The 14,279-nt window shown below is 66.3% G+C and carries 9 protein-coding genes and 4 tRNA genes; all 13 read right to left on the minus strand.

Annotated features, from left to right (window positions below):
* Positions 1–13 precede the first annotated feature (13 nt).
* A complete protein-coding gene (locus AB4Z46_RS06395) occupies positions 14–1,312 on the minus strand; it encodes an MFS transporter (protein ID WP_442282641.1) in 1,299 nt (432 codons plus the stop codon).
* A gap of 78 nt (positions 1,313–1,390) precedes the next feature.
* The gene (locus AB4Z46_RS06400) at positions 1,391–2,023 is read right to left on the minus strand and encodes a DUF6806 family protein (RefSeq protein WP_442282642.1); all 633 of its coding nucleotides are present in this window, start codon (positions 2,021–2,023) and stop codon (positions 1,391–1,393) included.
* 22 nt (positions 2,024–2,045) lie between these two features.
* Positions 2,046–2,138: transfer RNA gene (locus AB4Z46_RS06405), tRNA-Leu, on the minus strand.
* Positions 2,139–2,224: 86 nt separating this feature from the next.
* Positions 2,225–2,298, minus strand: a tRNA-Cys gene (locus AB4Z46_RS06410).
* Between the two features lie 121 nt (positions 2,299–2,419).
* Complete coding sequence (locus AB4Z46_RS06415; RefSeq protein WP_442282643.1) at positions 2,420–3,337, minus strand: cation diffusion facilitator family transporter; 918 nt, start codon at positions 3,335–3,337, stop codon at positions 2,420–2,422.
* A 159-nt stretch (positions 3,338–3,496) separates the two neighbouring features.
* Positions 3,497–3,572: transfer RNA gene (locus AB4Z46_RS06420), tRNA-Gly, on the minus strand.
* A gap of 56 nt (positions 3,573–3,628) precedes the next feature.
* Complete coding sequence (lon, locus tag AB4Z46_RS06425; RefSeq protein WP_442282644.1) at positions 3,629–6,070, minus strand: endopeptidase La; 2,442 nt, start codon at positions 6,068–6,070, stop codon at positions 3,629–3,631.
* A gap of 122 nt (positions 6,071–6,192) precedes the next feature.
* Positions 6,193–7,458, minus strand: a complete 1,266-nt coding sequence (gene clpX / locus AB4Z46_RS06430; protein WP_442282645.1) for an ATP-dependent Clp protease ATP-binding subunit ClpX — start codon at positions 7,456–7,458, stop codon at positions 6,193–6,195.
* 137 nt (positions 7,459–7,595) lie between these two features.
* Positions 7,596–8,204, minus strand: a complete 609-nt coding sequence (clpP, locus tag AB4Z46_RS06435) for an ATP-dependent Clp endopeptidase proteolytic subunit ClpP (protein WP_442282646.1) — start codon at positions 8,202–8,204, stop codon at positions 7,596–7,598.
* Positions 8,205–8,295: 91 nt separating this feature from the next.
* Positions 8,296–9,609, minus strand: coding sequence for a trigger factor (gene tig / locus AB4Z46_RS06440; RefSeq protein WP_442282647.1), 1,314 nt, complete (start codon positions 9,607–9,609; stop codon positions 8,296–8,298).
* 31 nt (positions 9,610–9,640) lie between these two features.
* A tRNA-Leu gene (locus AB4Z46_RS06445) sits at positions 9,641–9,727 on the minus strand.
* Positions 9,728–9,881: 154 nt separating this feature from the next.
* Positions 9,882–13,049 carry an efflux RND transporter permease subunit gene (locus AB4Z46_RS06450; RefSeq protein WP_442282648.1) on the minus strand — a complete coding sequence of 1,056 codons (3,168 nt, stop codon included), beginning with the start codon at positions 13,047–13,049 and terminating at the stop codon, positions 9,882–9,884.
* Between the two features lie 10 nt (positions 13,050–13,059).
* Entirely contained in the window at positions 13,060–14,211 is a 1,152-nt protein-coding gene (locus AB4Z46_RS06455) for an efflux RND transporter periplasmic adaptor subunit (RefSeq protein WP_442282649.1), read from the minus strand.
* Positions 14,212–14,279 lie beyond the last annotated feature (68 nt).

Below are 14,279 nucleotides of genomic sequence, written 5' to 3' on the forward strand. Positions count from 1 at the left end.
GGGCGGCCCGGCCTCAGGCCCGCAGCGCCGCTTCCCGCCCGCGCCGCATGTCGATCGGCAGAAGCAGCAGCAAGCCACCCGCGAACAGCACCGAGGTCGCGAGGATCGCGATCCGCTGGTTGCCGCCGGTCGCCCAGGTGATCGCGCCGTAGCTCAGCGGCCCGACGATGCTGGCCAGCCGGGTGGCGAAGGTCCAGAGGCCGAAGAACTCGGCCAGCTGGCGCGGCGGCGCCAGGATGCCGGTCATGGCGCGCCCGGCCGACTGGCTGGACCCCATGGCCAGGCCGGCGATCGCGGCGGCCCACCAGAAGCCGCCCTTGGTGCTGACCGAGGCGGCGATCAGGCAGACCGCGATCCAGGCGACCAAAGTGCCCGCGAGCGAGCGCCGATGGCCGATCCGGTCCTGCAGGTAGCCGAAGGCGAAGGCGCCGAGCGCGGCCGCGATGTTGAGCACGAAGATCAGCACCATCGTCTCGCTGGGCACGAAGCCGATCACCTGCTCGGCGTAGATCGCCGCCAGCGTGATCGCCACCGCGACGCCGCCCTGGTAGCAGACGGTGCAGGCCAGCAGCCACATGAAGTCGCGGTAGGCGCGGGCCTCCCTGAAGGTGTCGCGCAACTGCTGCCAGGCGCTCCGGCCGGCACCGCGCTGCTGCGGCAGCGCGCGCTCGGGCAGCAGCGCGAAGGTGACGCAGGCCGCCGCGCCGTAGATCGCTGCCGTGATCAGCATCGTGACCGGCACGAAATGCGCGGCTGGCAATCCCCGCGCCTGGGCCGAGAGCACATAAGCCAGGCACAGGCCCAGCGCCAGCATGCCGCCGAGGTAGCCGAAGGCCCAGCCCCAGCCGCTGACCTTGCCCATGCCCTCGGCGGTGGCGAGCTCCGGCAGGAAGGCGCCCGTGAGCGACTCGCCGTAGGAATAGAAGGCATTGGAGACGATCACCAACGCCATCGCGAGCGCCACGGCATAGGGACCCGCCAGGCGCGGCGTCAGGGCCAGCGCCGCGGTGCCCGCCACGCAGGCCAGGGTCACGGTGACGAGCACCCGCTTCTTGGCCGCGTGCAGGTCGGCCCAGGCGCCGATCGCGGGCATCGTGACCATCACGATCGCGTACGAGATGCTGAGCGCCGCGGTCCAGGCGAAGGCTCCCCAGGGCGCGCCCTTGGCGATGCCGCCGACGAAATAGGCGGCGAACACGGCGGTGATGACCACCGTCGTGTAGCCCGAATTGGCGAAGTCGTACATCGCCCAGCCGAACACCTCGCGCTTGCGCACGCCGGGCTGGAGGGCGGACTGGGGAAACAGGGCCAAGCGAGGACTCCGTGAAAGGAAGGTCGCCGAGCATAGCGGAGCGGCGTGGCCGCCCCGCGTCAGGAACGCGAGGGAGCGCTAGTGCCGGTGGCGCGGACGGCGGCCGCCGCCATGGCCGCCGCTGCCGGCACCGCCGGTGCCGCCGCGCGGGCGCTTGCCGATCTCGAGCGAGTTCACCAGGGCGTCGAAGCGGTCACCGAAGAGCTTGTCGATCTCGGCCACCACGCCGCCGAGCTCGGCGCCGTCGAAGTGGCGTTCCATCAGGTTCACCACGTCTTCCACCAGCAGGTCGCGCTGCACCTGCATGATCGCGGCCGGATTCGGGCCGACGAAGAGCATCAGGAAATCGTCGCGCGATTCCTCGTCGGGGTCGCCCTCTTCCTCGTCGAAGTCGGTGTCGTAGAAGGTGACCTCGAGCGCCGCGCCCTGCTCGGACAACTCGTTGAGCGCCATGCACATCTCGTCGAGCGCCTGGCGGAAGTCCTCGTCGCCGGCCACGGTCCAGCAGATCTGGAGCATGTGTTCCTTCTGCTCGAAGCGGATGCCCGGCTCTTCTTCGTAGACGCTGGTGGCGCCATCGGCCAGCGACTTGGCGCCGGCGTATTTCCAGAGCGGGGCGAGCGCTTCCTGGATCTGCTCGAAGCTCACGTCGGAACGCAGCGGCACATCGCCGTGCACATGGATTTCGAACGGAGCGTTGTAGCGAGGCATGTCTTGCTCCCTTGTAATGTAGTGGTGCCCGGAACCGGGGTCGAACCGGTATGCCCCTTATTCAGGAAGCGGCGGATTTTAAGTCCGATGTGTCTACCAATTTCACCATCCGGGCTTCCGGTCGGACAACGACGATACCGCAAACGAAAGCAGCCCCGGCAACGTAGGTTGGCGGGGCTGCGTTTCCGATACCGATGTCGGTGGAGGCGCGACCCGGAGTCGAACCGGGCTAGACGGATTTGCAATCCGTTGCATAACCGCTTTGCTATCGCGCCACGCTTTTCAGTCTTGCAGTTCCGAACGGGTCGAAACCACGGGAGTCCAGCTTGCAGGGTGTGCCAGCTGGGCATTCCCGGCAAGCCCGCGATTCTACAACACCGCCGAGGCGCGCACGCCTCACAGCCAGTCCGGATTGGCCGTGAAAGTGATCGACAGCCAGCGGTCGAGGCTGCCGTACTCGGACAGGCGCTTGGCGATGTCCTGGCGCAGCGTATCGAAACGGTGGATGTCGGCCTCGAAATCCGTCGGCACCACCACATTGATGTCGACCATGTAGACGCGACCGCTCTTCGCGACATAGCTGCGGTAGCCGACGAAGCCGTGCCGCTCCTTCATCACCGCCATGACCTCGCGCACGTGGTAGTGCAGCTCGGGGGGAGCGATCAGGAACACCTCCTTCAGGGCCTTGGCCACGATGCCGATCGGGATCGGCAGCAGCCCGAGCACCAGCACCATCAGGATCACCGGGTCGGCATAGGGCTCCAGGTGCGCGTAGCCCATCCCGGCGAGCAGGCGGGAGATGCCGAAGCCCGCGAACAGCGCCAGCGTGATGCAGCCCGACATCAGGAAGCTCTTCATGTCGATGCGGATGAACTCGGAGTCGAGCCGCCTGTTGGCTCGCCGCTCGTACAGGTACATGCCGAAGCAGACCCCGCAGACGATCACCGAATAGGCCGCCGCGCTGCCGAAGTTCACCACCCGACCGCCGTCCAGGAACCCCTTCAGTGCGTTGATGAAGGCATAGACGCACACGGTGAGCAGGATGATGCCGTTGAACGCAGCCACCAGCGGCTCGAGGTGCCAGAAGCCGTACTGGAAGCTGCGGCTGCCCTCGCGCAGCAGCAGCCTCGACACATACAGTGCCAACATCGACATGGCCGCGTCGATGACCGAGAACAGGCCGTCGAAGATGATCGACTGGGACTCCGCCAACAGCCCGAGCATGACGCCAAGGATCGCGATCGCGAACGTCACCCAGATCGAGAGGCCGAGCACGAACTGCTCGCTCTGAAGTTTCTTTTCCGAATCCGCCATGCTCCTCCTCGAAGACGCGCATCCCAGCGGCCGAGTCTAGCGACGATCGCGGCAGCCAGGCACGGCAGGAAGGCGGAACGGGGCGTTGAGCGCGGCGGCCTCGACGGGCCATGCCGGCAGAAAAAGAAAAAGGAGGCCGAAGCCTCCTTTTATCGAATATGGAGCGGGAAAAGAGTCTCGAACTCTCGACCTCAACCTTGGCAAGGTTGCGCTCTACCAACTGAGCTATTCCCGCGTATCGAGCCTCGAATTATATAGCAATTTTTCGAGGCCCCGCAACTCTCTCGAAGCTCAATGCTTCACCGAACCTTCCACCGGCGTCGCCGCCCGCTGCTTGGCCAGTTCGGCGACCGCAGCCGCAGAGGCCGCGACCTCTTCGTCGGACAACGGCGTCGGCATCTTCTCCAGTGCGATCTCGAGCACCTTGTCGATCCACTTCACGGGCACGATCTCGAGGCCGTTCTTCACGTTCTCCGGGATGTCCTGCAGGTCCTTGGCGTTCTCTTCCGGAATCAACACCGTCTTGATGCCGCCGCGCAATGCCGCCAGCAGTTTTTCCTTCAGGCCGCCGATCGCCGTGACCTCGCCGCGCAGCGTGATCTCGCCGGTCATGGCGACGTCGCCGCGCACCGGGATACCGGTCAGCGCCGACACGAAGGCGGTGGTCATCGCCGCGCCCGCGCTCGGGCCGTCCTTGGGCGTCGCGCCGTCGGGCACGTGGATGTGGATGTCGCGCTTCTCGAACACTTCATCCTTGATGCCGAGGCGCCGGGCGCGACTGCGCACCACGGTGCGCGCGGCCTCGACCGATTCCTTCATGACGTCGCCGAGCGAGCCGGTGCGGCTGATCACGCCCTTGCCGGGCATGGTCACCGCCTCGATCGTCAGCAGGTCGCCGCCGACCTCGGTCCACGCGAGGCCGACCACCTGGCCGACCTGGTTCTGCTTCTCGGCCAGGCCGAAGCTGTACTTGCGCACGCCGAGGAAGTCGTTGAGGTTGGCCCCGGTGACCAGCACCTTGGGCTCCATCTTCTTCAGCAGCAGGCCCTTGACCACCTTGCGGCAGATCTTCGAGAGCTCGCGCTCCAGCGAGCGCACGCCGGCCTCACGGGTGTAGTAGCGCACGATGTCGCGCACCGCTTCCTCGTTGATCAGCAGCTCCTCGTCCTTCACGCCGTTGTTCTTCATCTGCTTGGGCAGCAGGTACTTCAGCGCGATGTGGGTCTTCTCGTCCTCGGTGTAGCCCGCGAGACGGATGACTTCCATCCGGTCCAGCAGGGCCGGCGGGATGTTCATCGAGTTCGAGGTGGCGACGAACATCACGTCGGAGAGGTCGAAGTCGACCTCGACGTAGTGGTCGCCGAAGGTGTGGTTCTGCTCGGGATCCAGCACCTCGAGCAGCGCGCTCGACGGGTCGCCGCGGAAGTCGGTGCCCAGCTTGTCGATCTCGTCGAGCAGGAACAGCGGGTTGCGCGTGCCGACCTTGTTCAGGCTCTGCAGCACCTTGCCCGGCAGCGCGCCGATGTAGGTGCGGCGATGCCCGCGGATCTCGGCTTCGTCACGCATGCCGCCCAGCGCCATGCGCGTGTACTTGCGGCCGGTCGCCTTGGCGATCGACTGCCCCAGCGAGGTCTTGCCGACGCCCGGAGGGCCGACCAGGCACAGGATCGGCGCCTTGACCTTGTCCACGCGCTGCTGCACCGCGAGATATTCCAGGATGCGGTCCTTGACCTTCTCGAGCCCGTAGTGGTCCTCGTTGAGCACGGCTTCCGCGTTGGCCAGGTCGTGCTTGATCTTGGTCTTCTTGCTCCAGGGCAGGCCGATCAGCACGTCGATGTAGTTGCGCACGACGGTCGCCTCGGCCGACATCGGGGACATCAGCTTGAGCTTCTTGAGCTCGCTCTCGGCCTTCTTGAGCGCGTCCTTGGGCATCTTGGCGAGCTTGATCTTCTTCTCGATCTCCTCGATGTCCGCGCCCTCCTCGCCTTCGCCGAGCTCCTTCTGGATCGCCTTGACCTGCTCGTTGAGGTAGAAGTCGCGCTGGTTCTTCTCCATCTGGCGCTTCACGCGGCCGCGGATCTTCTTGTCGACGTTGAGGATGTCGACCTCGCGCTCGAGCTGGCCGAACAGGTTCTCGAGCCGGGCCTTGATGTCGTCCAGGTCGAGCACAGCCTGCTTGTTGTCGAGCTTGAGCGGCAGGTGCGCGGCGATGGTGTCGGCCAGCCGGCCCGGATCGTCGATGCTCGAGATCGAGGTCAGGATCTCGGGCGGGATCTTCTTGTTGAGCTTCACGTACTGGTCGAACTGCTGCATCACGGCACGGCGCAGCGCCTCGACCTCGGTGCCCTTCTGGGCCGCGGCCTCGACCGCCTCGACCGGTGTCACGTTGGCCGAGAAATGGGTCTCGCCGTCATCGATGCGGTTCACGCGGGCGCGCTGCTGGCCCTCGACCAGCACTTTCACGGTGCCGTCGGGCAGCTTCAGCATCTGCAGGATGGTCGAGATGCAGCCGACCTCGAACATGTCCTCGACCGAGGGCTCGTCCTTGGCGGCGGCCTTCTGCGCCACCAGCATGATGCGGCGCTCGGCCTCCATCGCCAGCTCGAGCGCCTTGATGCTCTTGGGCCGGCCGACGAACAGCGGGATGACCATGTGGGGGAACACGACCACGTCGCGCAGCGGCAGCAGCGGGAGGTCGAGCTCGGTGGCAGGCAGGGGGGTATGACCGGACATGGAAATCCTTTACTTGATCATGGAAAGATGGTCGGCCGCGCGCACTTTTCAAGTGCGCGGGCAAGGTCTTCGTCGAAGACGCCGGACGCCTGGCGGAAAGGGGCGGTCCGGTGCAGCTGCATTCAGGCCTTCTTCGCGGCCTCGCGATAGACCAGCAGCGGCGGCTTGTTCTCGTCGATCGTGGATTCTTCGACCACGACCTTGTCGACATTGGTCGCGTTCGGCAGCTCGAACATGGTGTCGATCAGCGACTGCTCGAGGATCGAGCGCAGGCCGCGCGCGCCGGTCTTGCGCGCCAGGGCCTTGCGGGCAATGGCCTTGAGCGCCGCGGGTCGGATCTCGAGGTCGACGCCTTCCATCTGCAGCAGCTTGGTGAACTGCTTGACCACCGCGTTCTTGGGTTCGGTCAGGATCTGCACCAGGGCGTCTTCGCTCAGTTCGGCCAGCGAAGCCACCACCGGCATCCGACCGACCAGTTCGGGGATCAGCCCGAACTTGATCAGGTCCTCGGGTTCGACCTCGCGGAACACCTCCGTGACGCTGCGCTGCTTCTTGCTCTTGACCGAAGCGCCGAATCCGATGCCCGAGGCCTCGGTGCGGTTCTCGATCACCTTTTCGAGCCCGGCGAAGGCGCCGCCGCAGATGAACAGGATGTTGGTGGTGTCGATCTGCAGGAAGTCCTGGTTCGGGTGCTTGCGCCCGCCCTGGGGCGGCACGCTGGCCATGGTGCCTTCGATCAGCTTCAGCAGCGCCTGCTGCACGCCCTCGCCCGAGACGTCGCGGGTGATCGAGGGGTTGTCCGACTTGCGCGAGATCTTGTCGATCTCGTCGATGTAGACGATGCCGCGCTGGGCCCGCTCGACCTCGTAGTTGCAGCTCTGCAGCAGCTTCTGGATGATGTTCTCGACGTCCTCGCCGACGTAGCCGGCCTCGGTCAGGGTGGTGGCGTCGGCCATCACGAAAGGCACGTCGAGCATCCGCGCCAGCGTCTGCGCCAGCAGGGTCTTGCCCGATCCGGTCGGGCCGATCAGGAGAATGTTGCTCTTGCTGAGCTCGACGTCGTCGCCCTTGGACTTTTCCTTGTGGCGCAGCCGCTTGTAGTGGTTGTAGACCGCCACCGACAGCATCCGCTTGGCCGGCTCCTGGCCGATCACGTAGTTGTCGAGGTTGGATTTGATCTCCAGCGGCGTCGGCAGGTCGTTGCGCGCCTCGCGCGCGTCATCGCCGGCCGGCAGTTCGTCGCGAATGATCTCGTTGCAGAGGTCGATGCACTCGTCGCAGATGAAGACCGACGGTCCGGCAATCAGCTTCTTGACCTCGTGCTGGCTCTTCCCGCAGAACGAGCAATAAAGCGTTTTTTCGCTGGAGGAGCCTTTTTTCTCGGCCATGGGCAGATGCCTCGTAACAGGGGTTTAACAATGATAGCGAAGATGAAAGCCCACAAGCCCATCGCTGGCCTGAAGAAAAACGGCGCTTTCCCAAAGGAAAACGCCGTTGTTGCGCGCGCGCCTCAGCGGCGGGCCTTTCAGCTGCGCTTGGAGATGACCTGGTCGATCAGGCCGTACTCCTTGGACTCGTCGGCCGTCAGGAAGTAGTCGCGCTCGGTGTCGCGGGCGATCTTCTCGAACGACTGGCCGGTGCGCTCGGCCAGGATGCGGTTCATCTGCTCGCGCGTCTTGAGGATGTCGCGGGCGTGGATTTCGATGTCCGTGGCCTGGCCGCGGGCGCCGCCGAGCACCTGGTGGATCATGATCTTCGAGTTGGGCAGCGAGAAGCGCTTGCCCTTCTCGCCGGCCGCCAGCAGGAAGGCGCCCATGCTGGCCGCGAAGCCGATGCACAGGGTCGACACGTCGGGCTTGATGAACTGCATGGTGTCGTAGATCGCCATGCCGGCGCTCACGCTGCCACCCGGGGAGTTGATGTAGAACGAGATGTCCTTGTCAGGGTTCTCGCTCTCGAGGAACAGCAGCTGCGCCACCACCAGGTTGGCCGTCTGGTCGTTGACTTCGCCGACCAGGAAGATCACGCGCTCCTTGAGCAGGCGCGAATAGATGTCGTAGGAACGCTCGCCGCGGCCCGATTGCTCGATGACCATCGGAACCATGCCGAGGCCTTGAATGTCCTGTGCGCTCATGTTTGCTCTCCAGAGAGGTTGGGTACGTACCCAGACGAAATGGGGCTCGTGCCACAAAGCACAAGCCCCATGGCGGCGACGCCCGGCGGGATCAGCCCTGCTGGGCCATCAGTTCGTCGAAGGACACCGACTTGGCATTGACCTTGGCCTTGCCGAGCACGAAATCCGTGACGTTGTTCTCGATCACCACCGCCTCGACCTCCGCCAGGCGGCGGTTGTCGCTGAAATACCAGCGCACGACGTCGGCCGGCTTTTCGTAGCTGGCGGCGAGTTCGTCGATGTGGGCCTTGATCTGTTCGGGCTTGGCCTGCAGGTTGTTGGCACGCACCAGTTCGGCCACCACCAGGCCCAGGCGCACGCGGCGCTCGGCCTGGGGACGGAACACGTCGTCGGGGATCGGTGCCTTGTCGGCGTCCTTGATGCCGCGCTGCTTGAGCTCGGCGCGGGCGCCTTCGATCATGCGGTCGACTTCGGCCTGCACGCTGGACTTCGGCAGGTCGAGTTCGGCGTTGGCGATCAGGGCGTCCATCACGGCGTTCTTGTTGCGCGCCAGCAGGCGGAACTTGACCTCGCGCTCGAGGTTGCGCTTGATGTCGGCGCGCAGGCCCTCGACCGTGGCGTCGGCGATGCCGAGCGACTTGGCGAGCTGTTCGTTGACTTCGGGCAGGTGCGAGGACTCGATCTTCTTCACGGTGACCATGAAGTCGGCCTGCTTGCCGGCCACGTCCTTGCCGTGGTAGTCGGCCGGGAACGACAGCGGGAAGGTGCGGCTGTCGCCGGACTTCAGGCCGCGCACGGCGTCCTCGAACTCCTTCAGCATCTGGCCTTCGCCGACGATGAACTGGAAGTCCTCGGCCTTGCCGCCCTGGAAGGTCTCGCCGTCGATCTTGCCCTCGAAGTCGACCGTGACGCGGTCGCCGTCGGCCACCGCGGCGTCTTGCGCGCGCTGGGCGAAGGTGCGGCGCTGCTTGCGCAGGATGTCGAGCGTCTTGTCGATGGCTTCGTCACCCACTTCGGCGTCGATCTTCTCGACTTCGGCGCCCGACAGGTCGTTGATCTTGACGTCCGGGAACACCTCGAAGACCGCGTCGAAAGCCAGTTGGCCTTCGGGCGATTCTTCCTTCTCGGTGATGCGCGGCTGGCCGGCAACCCGCAGCTTGGCCTCGTTGGCGGCCTGCGAGAAGGCCTCGCCGACCTTGTCGTTCATGACCTCGTAGTGGACCGAGTAGCCGTAGCGCTGGGCGACCACGTTCATCGGCACCTTGCCGGGACGGAAACCGTCCATCTTGACGGTGCGGGCCAGCTTCTTGAGGCGCGAATCGACCTCGGACTGGATGGTGCCGACCGGCAAGGTCAGCGTGATCTTGCGTTCGAGCTTCTCGAGGGTTTCAACGTTCACGGTCATTTCAGTCTTCCTTTTGAGGGGTCTTTTTTGCTGGTGCGCGGGGCCGGACTCGAACCGGCACGTTCTTGCGAACGTCAGGACCTAAACCTGGTGCGTCTACCAATTTCGCCACCCGCGCAGTTCCAGTTTTCAGTTTCTTCAGGTGATTGCCGAGGGTGGCTTGGCGCACTTCGCGTCGTGCTTTCGCGTCGTGCTTTCGCGCCATTGCCTTCGGCAAATTGCGGCGGATGGGGCCTTCGCTCCATCCGCCTGAAATCGGTCAACCGCGTATTTTAAACGCTAACCGGAACGCTTCCCGGCGCCTCGCCGGTCTCGCGCTTGACGCGGAAGCAGGCCGCGTACATCGCCGGCAGCGCCAGCAGGGTCAGCGCCGTGGCGACGATCAGTCCGCCCATGATCGCCACTGCCATCGGACCCCAGAACACGCTGCGCGACAGCGGGATCATCGCCAGCACCGCGGCCGCCGCGGTCAGCACGATCGGCCTCAGCCGCCGCACCGCCGATTCGACGATCGCGTCCCAGGCCGGCACGCCGGCGGCGCGGTCGCTCTCGATCTGGTCGATCAGGATCACCGCGTTGCGCTGGATCATGCCCATCAGCGCGATCACGCCCAGCAGCGCGACGAAGCCGAAGGGCCGGCCCGAGACCAGCAGCGCGCCGGCCACGCCGACGATGCCGAGCGGCCCCGTGATGAAGACCAGCAGCGAGCGGCTGAAGCTGTGCAGCTGCAGCATCAGCAGCGTGAACACCAGGAACAGCATGATCGGCACGCCGGCCACGATCGAGGCCGATCCCTTGCTGCTCTCTTCCACAGCGCCCGCGACCTCGATGCGGTAGCCGCCCTGCCCGGCCGCATGCCACCTGGCCTCGAGCTCGCGCAGTTTCGGCAGCAGTTCGTTGGTCACGGTCGCACCCTGCAGGCCTTCGACGATGTCGCCCTGCACCGTGATCGCGTAGTCGCGGTTCCAGCGCCACATCACGCCCGGCTCCCAGGTGAACACCGGCTTGGCGATCTGGGTCAGCGGGATCGAGCGGCCCGAGCTGGTGGGCAGGTAGGCGTTGCCGATGTCCGAGATCGCCTCGCGCTCGTCCGGCGACTGGCGCAGCACGATGTCGATCAGGAGGTCGTTCTCGCGGAACTGGCCCACCGTGGTGCCGCTGAACATGGTGCGCGAGGCCTGGGCGATGGCCTGGCTGGTGACGCCCAGGGCCCGTGCCTTGTCCTGGTCGACCTCGAGCCGGATCACCTTGACCGATTCGTTCCAGTTGTCGTTGACGCCGCGCATGTTGGCGTTCTCGCGCATCAGCGCCTTGACCTCGTCGGCATGCGCCCGGAGCTGCGCGGGGTCGGCGCCGACGACGCGGAACTGGACCGGGTACGGCACCGGCGGGCCGTTGGGCAGCAGCTTGACGCGGCCCCGCGCCTCGGGGAACTCCTGCGCCAGCACGGCCGGCAGCTTGAGCCGCAGCTTCTCGCGCCACTTGAGGTCCTTGGAAAGCACCAGCAGCTGCGCCACGTTGGTCTGCTGGAACACCTGGTCCAGCGGCAGGTAGAAGCGCGRCACGCCAGAGCCGATCCAGCTCGTGACCGTGGCAATGCCCTCCTCGTCCTTCAGACGCTGCTCGACGCGCTTGACGACCTCCTCGTTGGCCGCGAAGGACGTGCCCTCCGGGAACCACATCTCGACCAGGATCTCGGGCCGGCTGGAGTCGGGAAAGAACTGCTGCTGAACCTTGCCCATGCCGGCGATGCCGAGCGCGAACATCAGCACCGTGGCGCCGATGGTCAGCCAGCGGTGTTGCACGCACCAGTTCACCGACTTCCGGAAGGCGTTGTAGAAGGGGGTGTCGAAGAGCTCGTGCGGCGGCGCATCCGGGTCGTGCGGCTTGACCTTGAGCAGCAGCGTGCCCAGGTAGGGCACGAAGTAGACCGAGACGAACCAGCTCAGCACCAGCGCGATCACGGTGACCGCGAAGATCGCGTAGGTGTATTCGCCGGTGACCGACTTGGCCAGGCCGATCGGCAGGAAGCCGGCCGCCGTGATCAAGGTGCCGGTCAGCATCGGCTTGGCCGTGACGTCGTAGGCGAAGGTGGCGGCGCGCACCTTGTCGTAGCCCTCCTCCATCTTGCGCACCATCATCTCGACCGCGATGATCGCGTCGTCCACCAGCAGGCCGAGTGCGATGATCAGCGAGCCCAGCGATATCTTGTGCAGCCCGATGCCGAAGTAGTTCATCGCCAGGAAGGTCACGGCCAGCACCAGCGGGATCGTGATCGCCACCACCAGCCCGGGCCGGATGTCCACGTACCAGCCGAAGCGCCCGCCCTTGTGCAGCCCGAGAGCGACGAAGCTGACCGCCAGCACGATCGCCACCGCCTCGATCAGCACGCTGACGAACTCGTTGACCGACCTGGAAACCGACACCGGCTGGTCCTGCACCTGCACCAGCTTGACGCCGAGCGGCAGCCGCTTGTCGATCTCGGCGGTGGTGGCGCGCAGCGCCTTGCCGAGCGCGATGATGTCGCCGCCCTTGGCCATCGACACGCCCAGCGCGATCACCTCGCGGCCCTGGTGGCGCACCTTGATCGCCGGCGGGTCGACGTAGCCGCGGCGAATCTCGGCGATGTCACCCAGGCGCAGCTGGCTGCCGGAGCTGCCGCGGATCGGCATCGCGCGCAATTGCTCGACGCTGGTGAACTGGCCGGCCACGCGCACCTGCACCACGTCCTGCGGCGCCTGGATGGTGCCGGCGCTCTCGACCGCGTTCTGCGAGCCGATCTGCGCCAGCACGGCGTTGAAGTCCAGGCCCAGCTGCGCGATGCGCTTCTGCGACACCTCGATGAAGATCTTCTCGTCCTGGACGCCGAACTGCTCGACCTTGGCCACGTCCTTGACGCGCAAGAGCCGCTGGCGCACGTCGTCGGCGAAGGTCTTGAGCTCGGCGTAGCTGAAGCCGTCGCTTTCGAGGGCGTAGATCACGCCGTAGACGTCGCCGAAATCATCGTTGAAGAAAGGCCCCTGGACACCGGCCGGCAGGGTCGAGCGCATGTCGGCGATCTTCTTGCGCACCGTGTACCAGACGTTCGCCACCTCGCCGGGCTTGGACGAGTCCTTGATCTCGAAAATGATCTGCGACTCGCCCGGTTTGGAGTAGCTGCGGATCTTGTCGGCGTAGGGCGCCTCCTGCAGCGTGCGCTCCAGCTTGTCCGTCACCTGCTCGGCCACCTGCTGGGCGGTGGCGCCCGGCCAGTAGGTGCGCACCACCATCGCGCGGAAGGTGAAGGGCGGGTCCTCGTCCTGGCCGAGCTGGAAGTAGGACGCGAAGCCCAGCAGCATCAGCACCAGCATCAGGTAGCGCGTGAGCGCCGCGTGTTCCAGGGCCCATTTCGAGAGGTTGAAGCCGGCCTTGCCGGATTCGGCGTTCTGCTGCGACGACATGGCGGCGTCCTCAGCGCGCGGCCACCGGCGCCGTCACGGCCGGCTGCGCCGACGACGGCTGCGGAGCCGCCGACTTGTCGCGGTAGATCGACACCTTCTGCCCCGGCGACAGCACATGCACGCCGGCCGCCACCACCAGCATCCCCGGCGCCAGGCCGGAAGCGATCACGGCCTCGTTGCCGTCGGCGGTCGCGACCTGCACCGGCTGCGAGCGCACCGTCAGGCTGGCAGGGTCGAGCACCCAGACCGCGGTGCCGCTGCCCTCCTGGCGCAGGGCGCTGGTCGGCAGCTTGAGCACCGGCGCGCCGCTGTGCGACAGCGCCTTCGGCCGCGCGTAGACCGTGGCGCCGAGCGCCGGCGCGGTCGCGGCATCGATCGCCACCTTGACCGAATAGGTGCGCGTGACCGCATCGGCGCTGGCCGCGACCTCGCGCACCTTGCCCTCGAATTCGCCGCCGCCGGACCATCCGCGCACCGTGACCGCCGACCCCGGCTTGATCAGGCCCGCGCGGTCTTCGGGCACCGCGAAGACGACATCGCGCGCGCCGTCCTGGGCGATGCGCACCACCGGCGCGCCGGCCGCGACCACCTGCCCCGGCTCGGCCTCGATCGCGGTGACGATGCCCGGCACGTCGGCCACCAGCGAGGTGTAGCTGGTCTGGTTGCCTTGGGCGGACAGTTGCGCCTGGGCCTGCTCGAGTTGGGCCTGGGCGGCCTTGTAGGTGCTCTCGCGACGCTCCAGGTCGGCGCCGCTGATGAAGTTCTGCTCGCGCAGTTCGCGGTAGCGCTTGAGGTCCGCCAGCGCCAGGTCGCGGTTGGTCAGGGCCGCGGCATGCTGCGCCCTGGCGCCTTCGGCGGCCAGGCGGAAATCCTGCGGATCGAGCTGCGCCAGCACCTGGCCGGCCTGCACGTGCTGGCCGAGTTCGGCCTGGCGGCGGGCGATCTTGCCGGCGACGCGGAAGCCGAGCCGGGAGTCGACGCGCGCCTTCACCTCGGCCGAGAACTCGGGCTCGGTGTCGTAGGCGCTGACGCCGACCTGGACGACCTTGACCGAACGCAGCGGTTCTTCGGCCGCGGGCGGCCGCGAGCAGCCGGCCAGTGCGAGAGCGCCCAGCAACAGCCAGGCACCGCCACGGGGGGAAATGAAGGACGACACGGTCATGGAGCACCCTTGAAGGAAGACGGGGTCATTAATGACCGGCCGGTTAGTAATCTAGGGTAAACGCGAAT

Origin of the sequence: Variovorax sp. M-6, assembly GCF_052114385.1 — a bacterium.
GTDB lineage: Bacteria > Pseudomonadota > Gammaproteobacteria > Burkholderiales > Burkholderiaceae_C > Variovorax.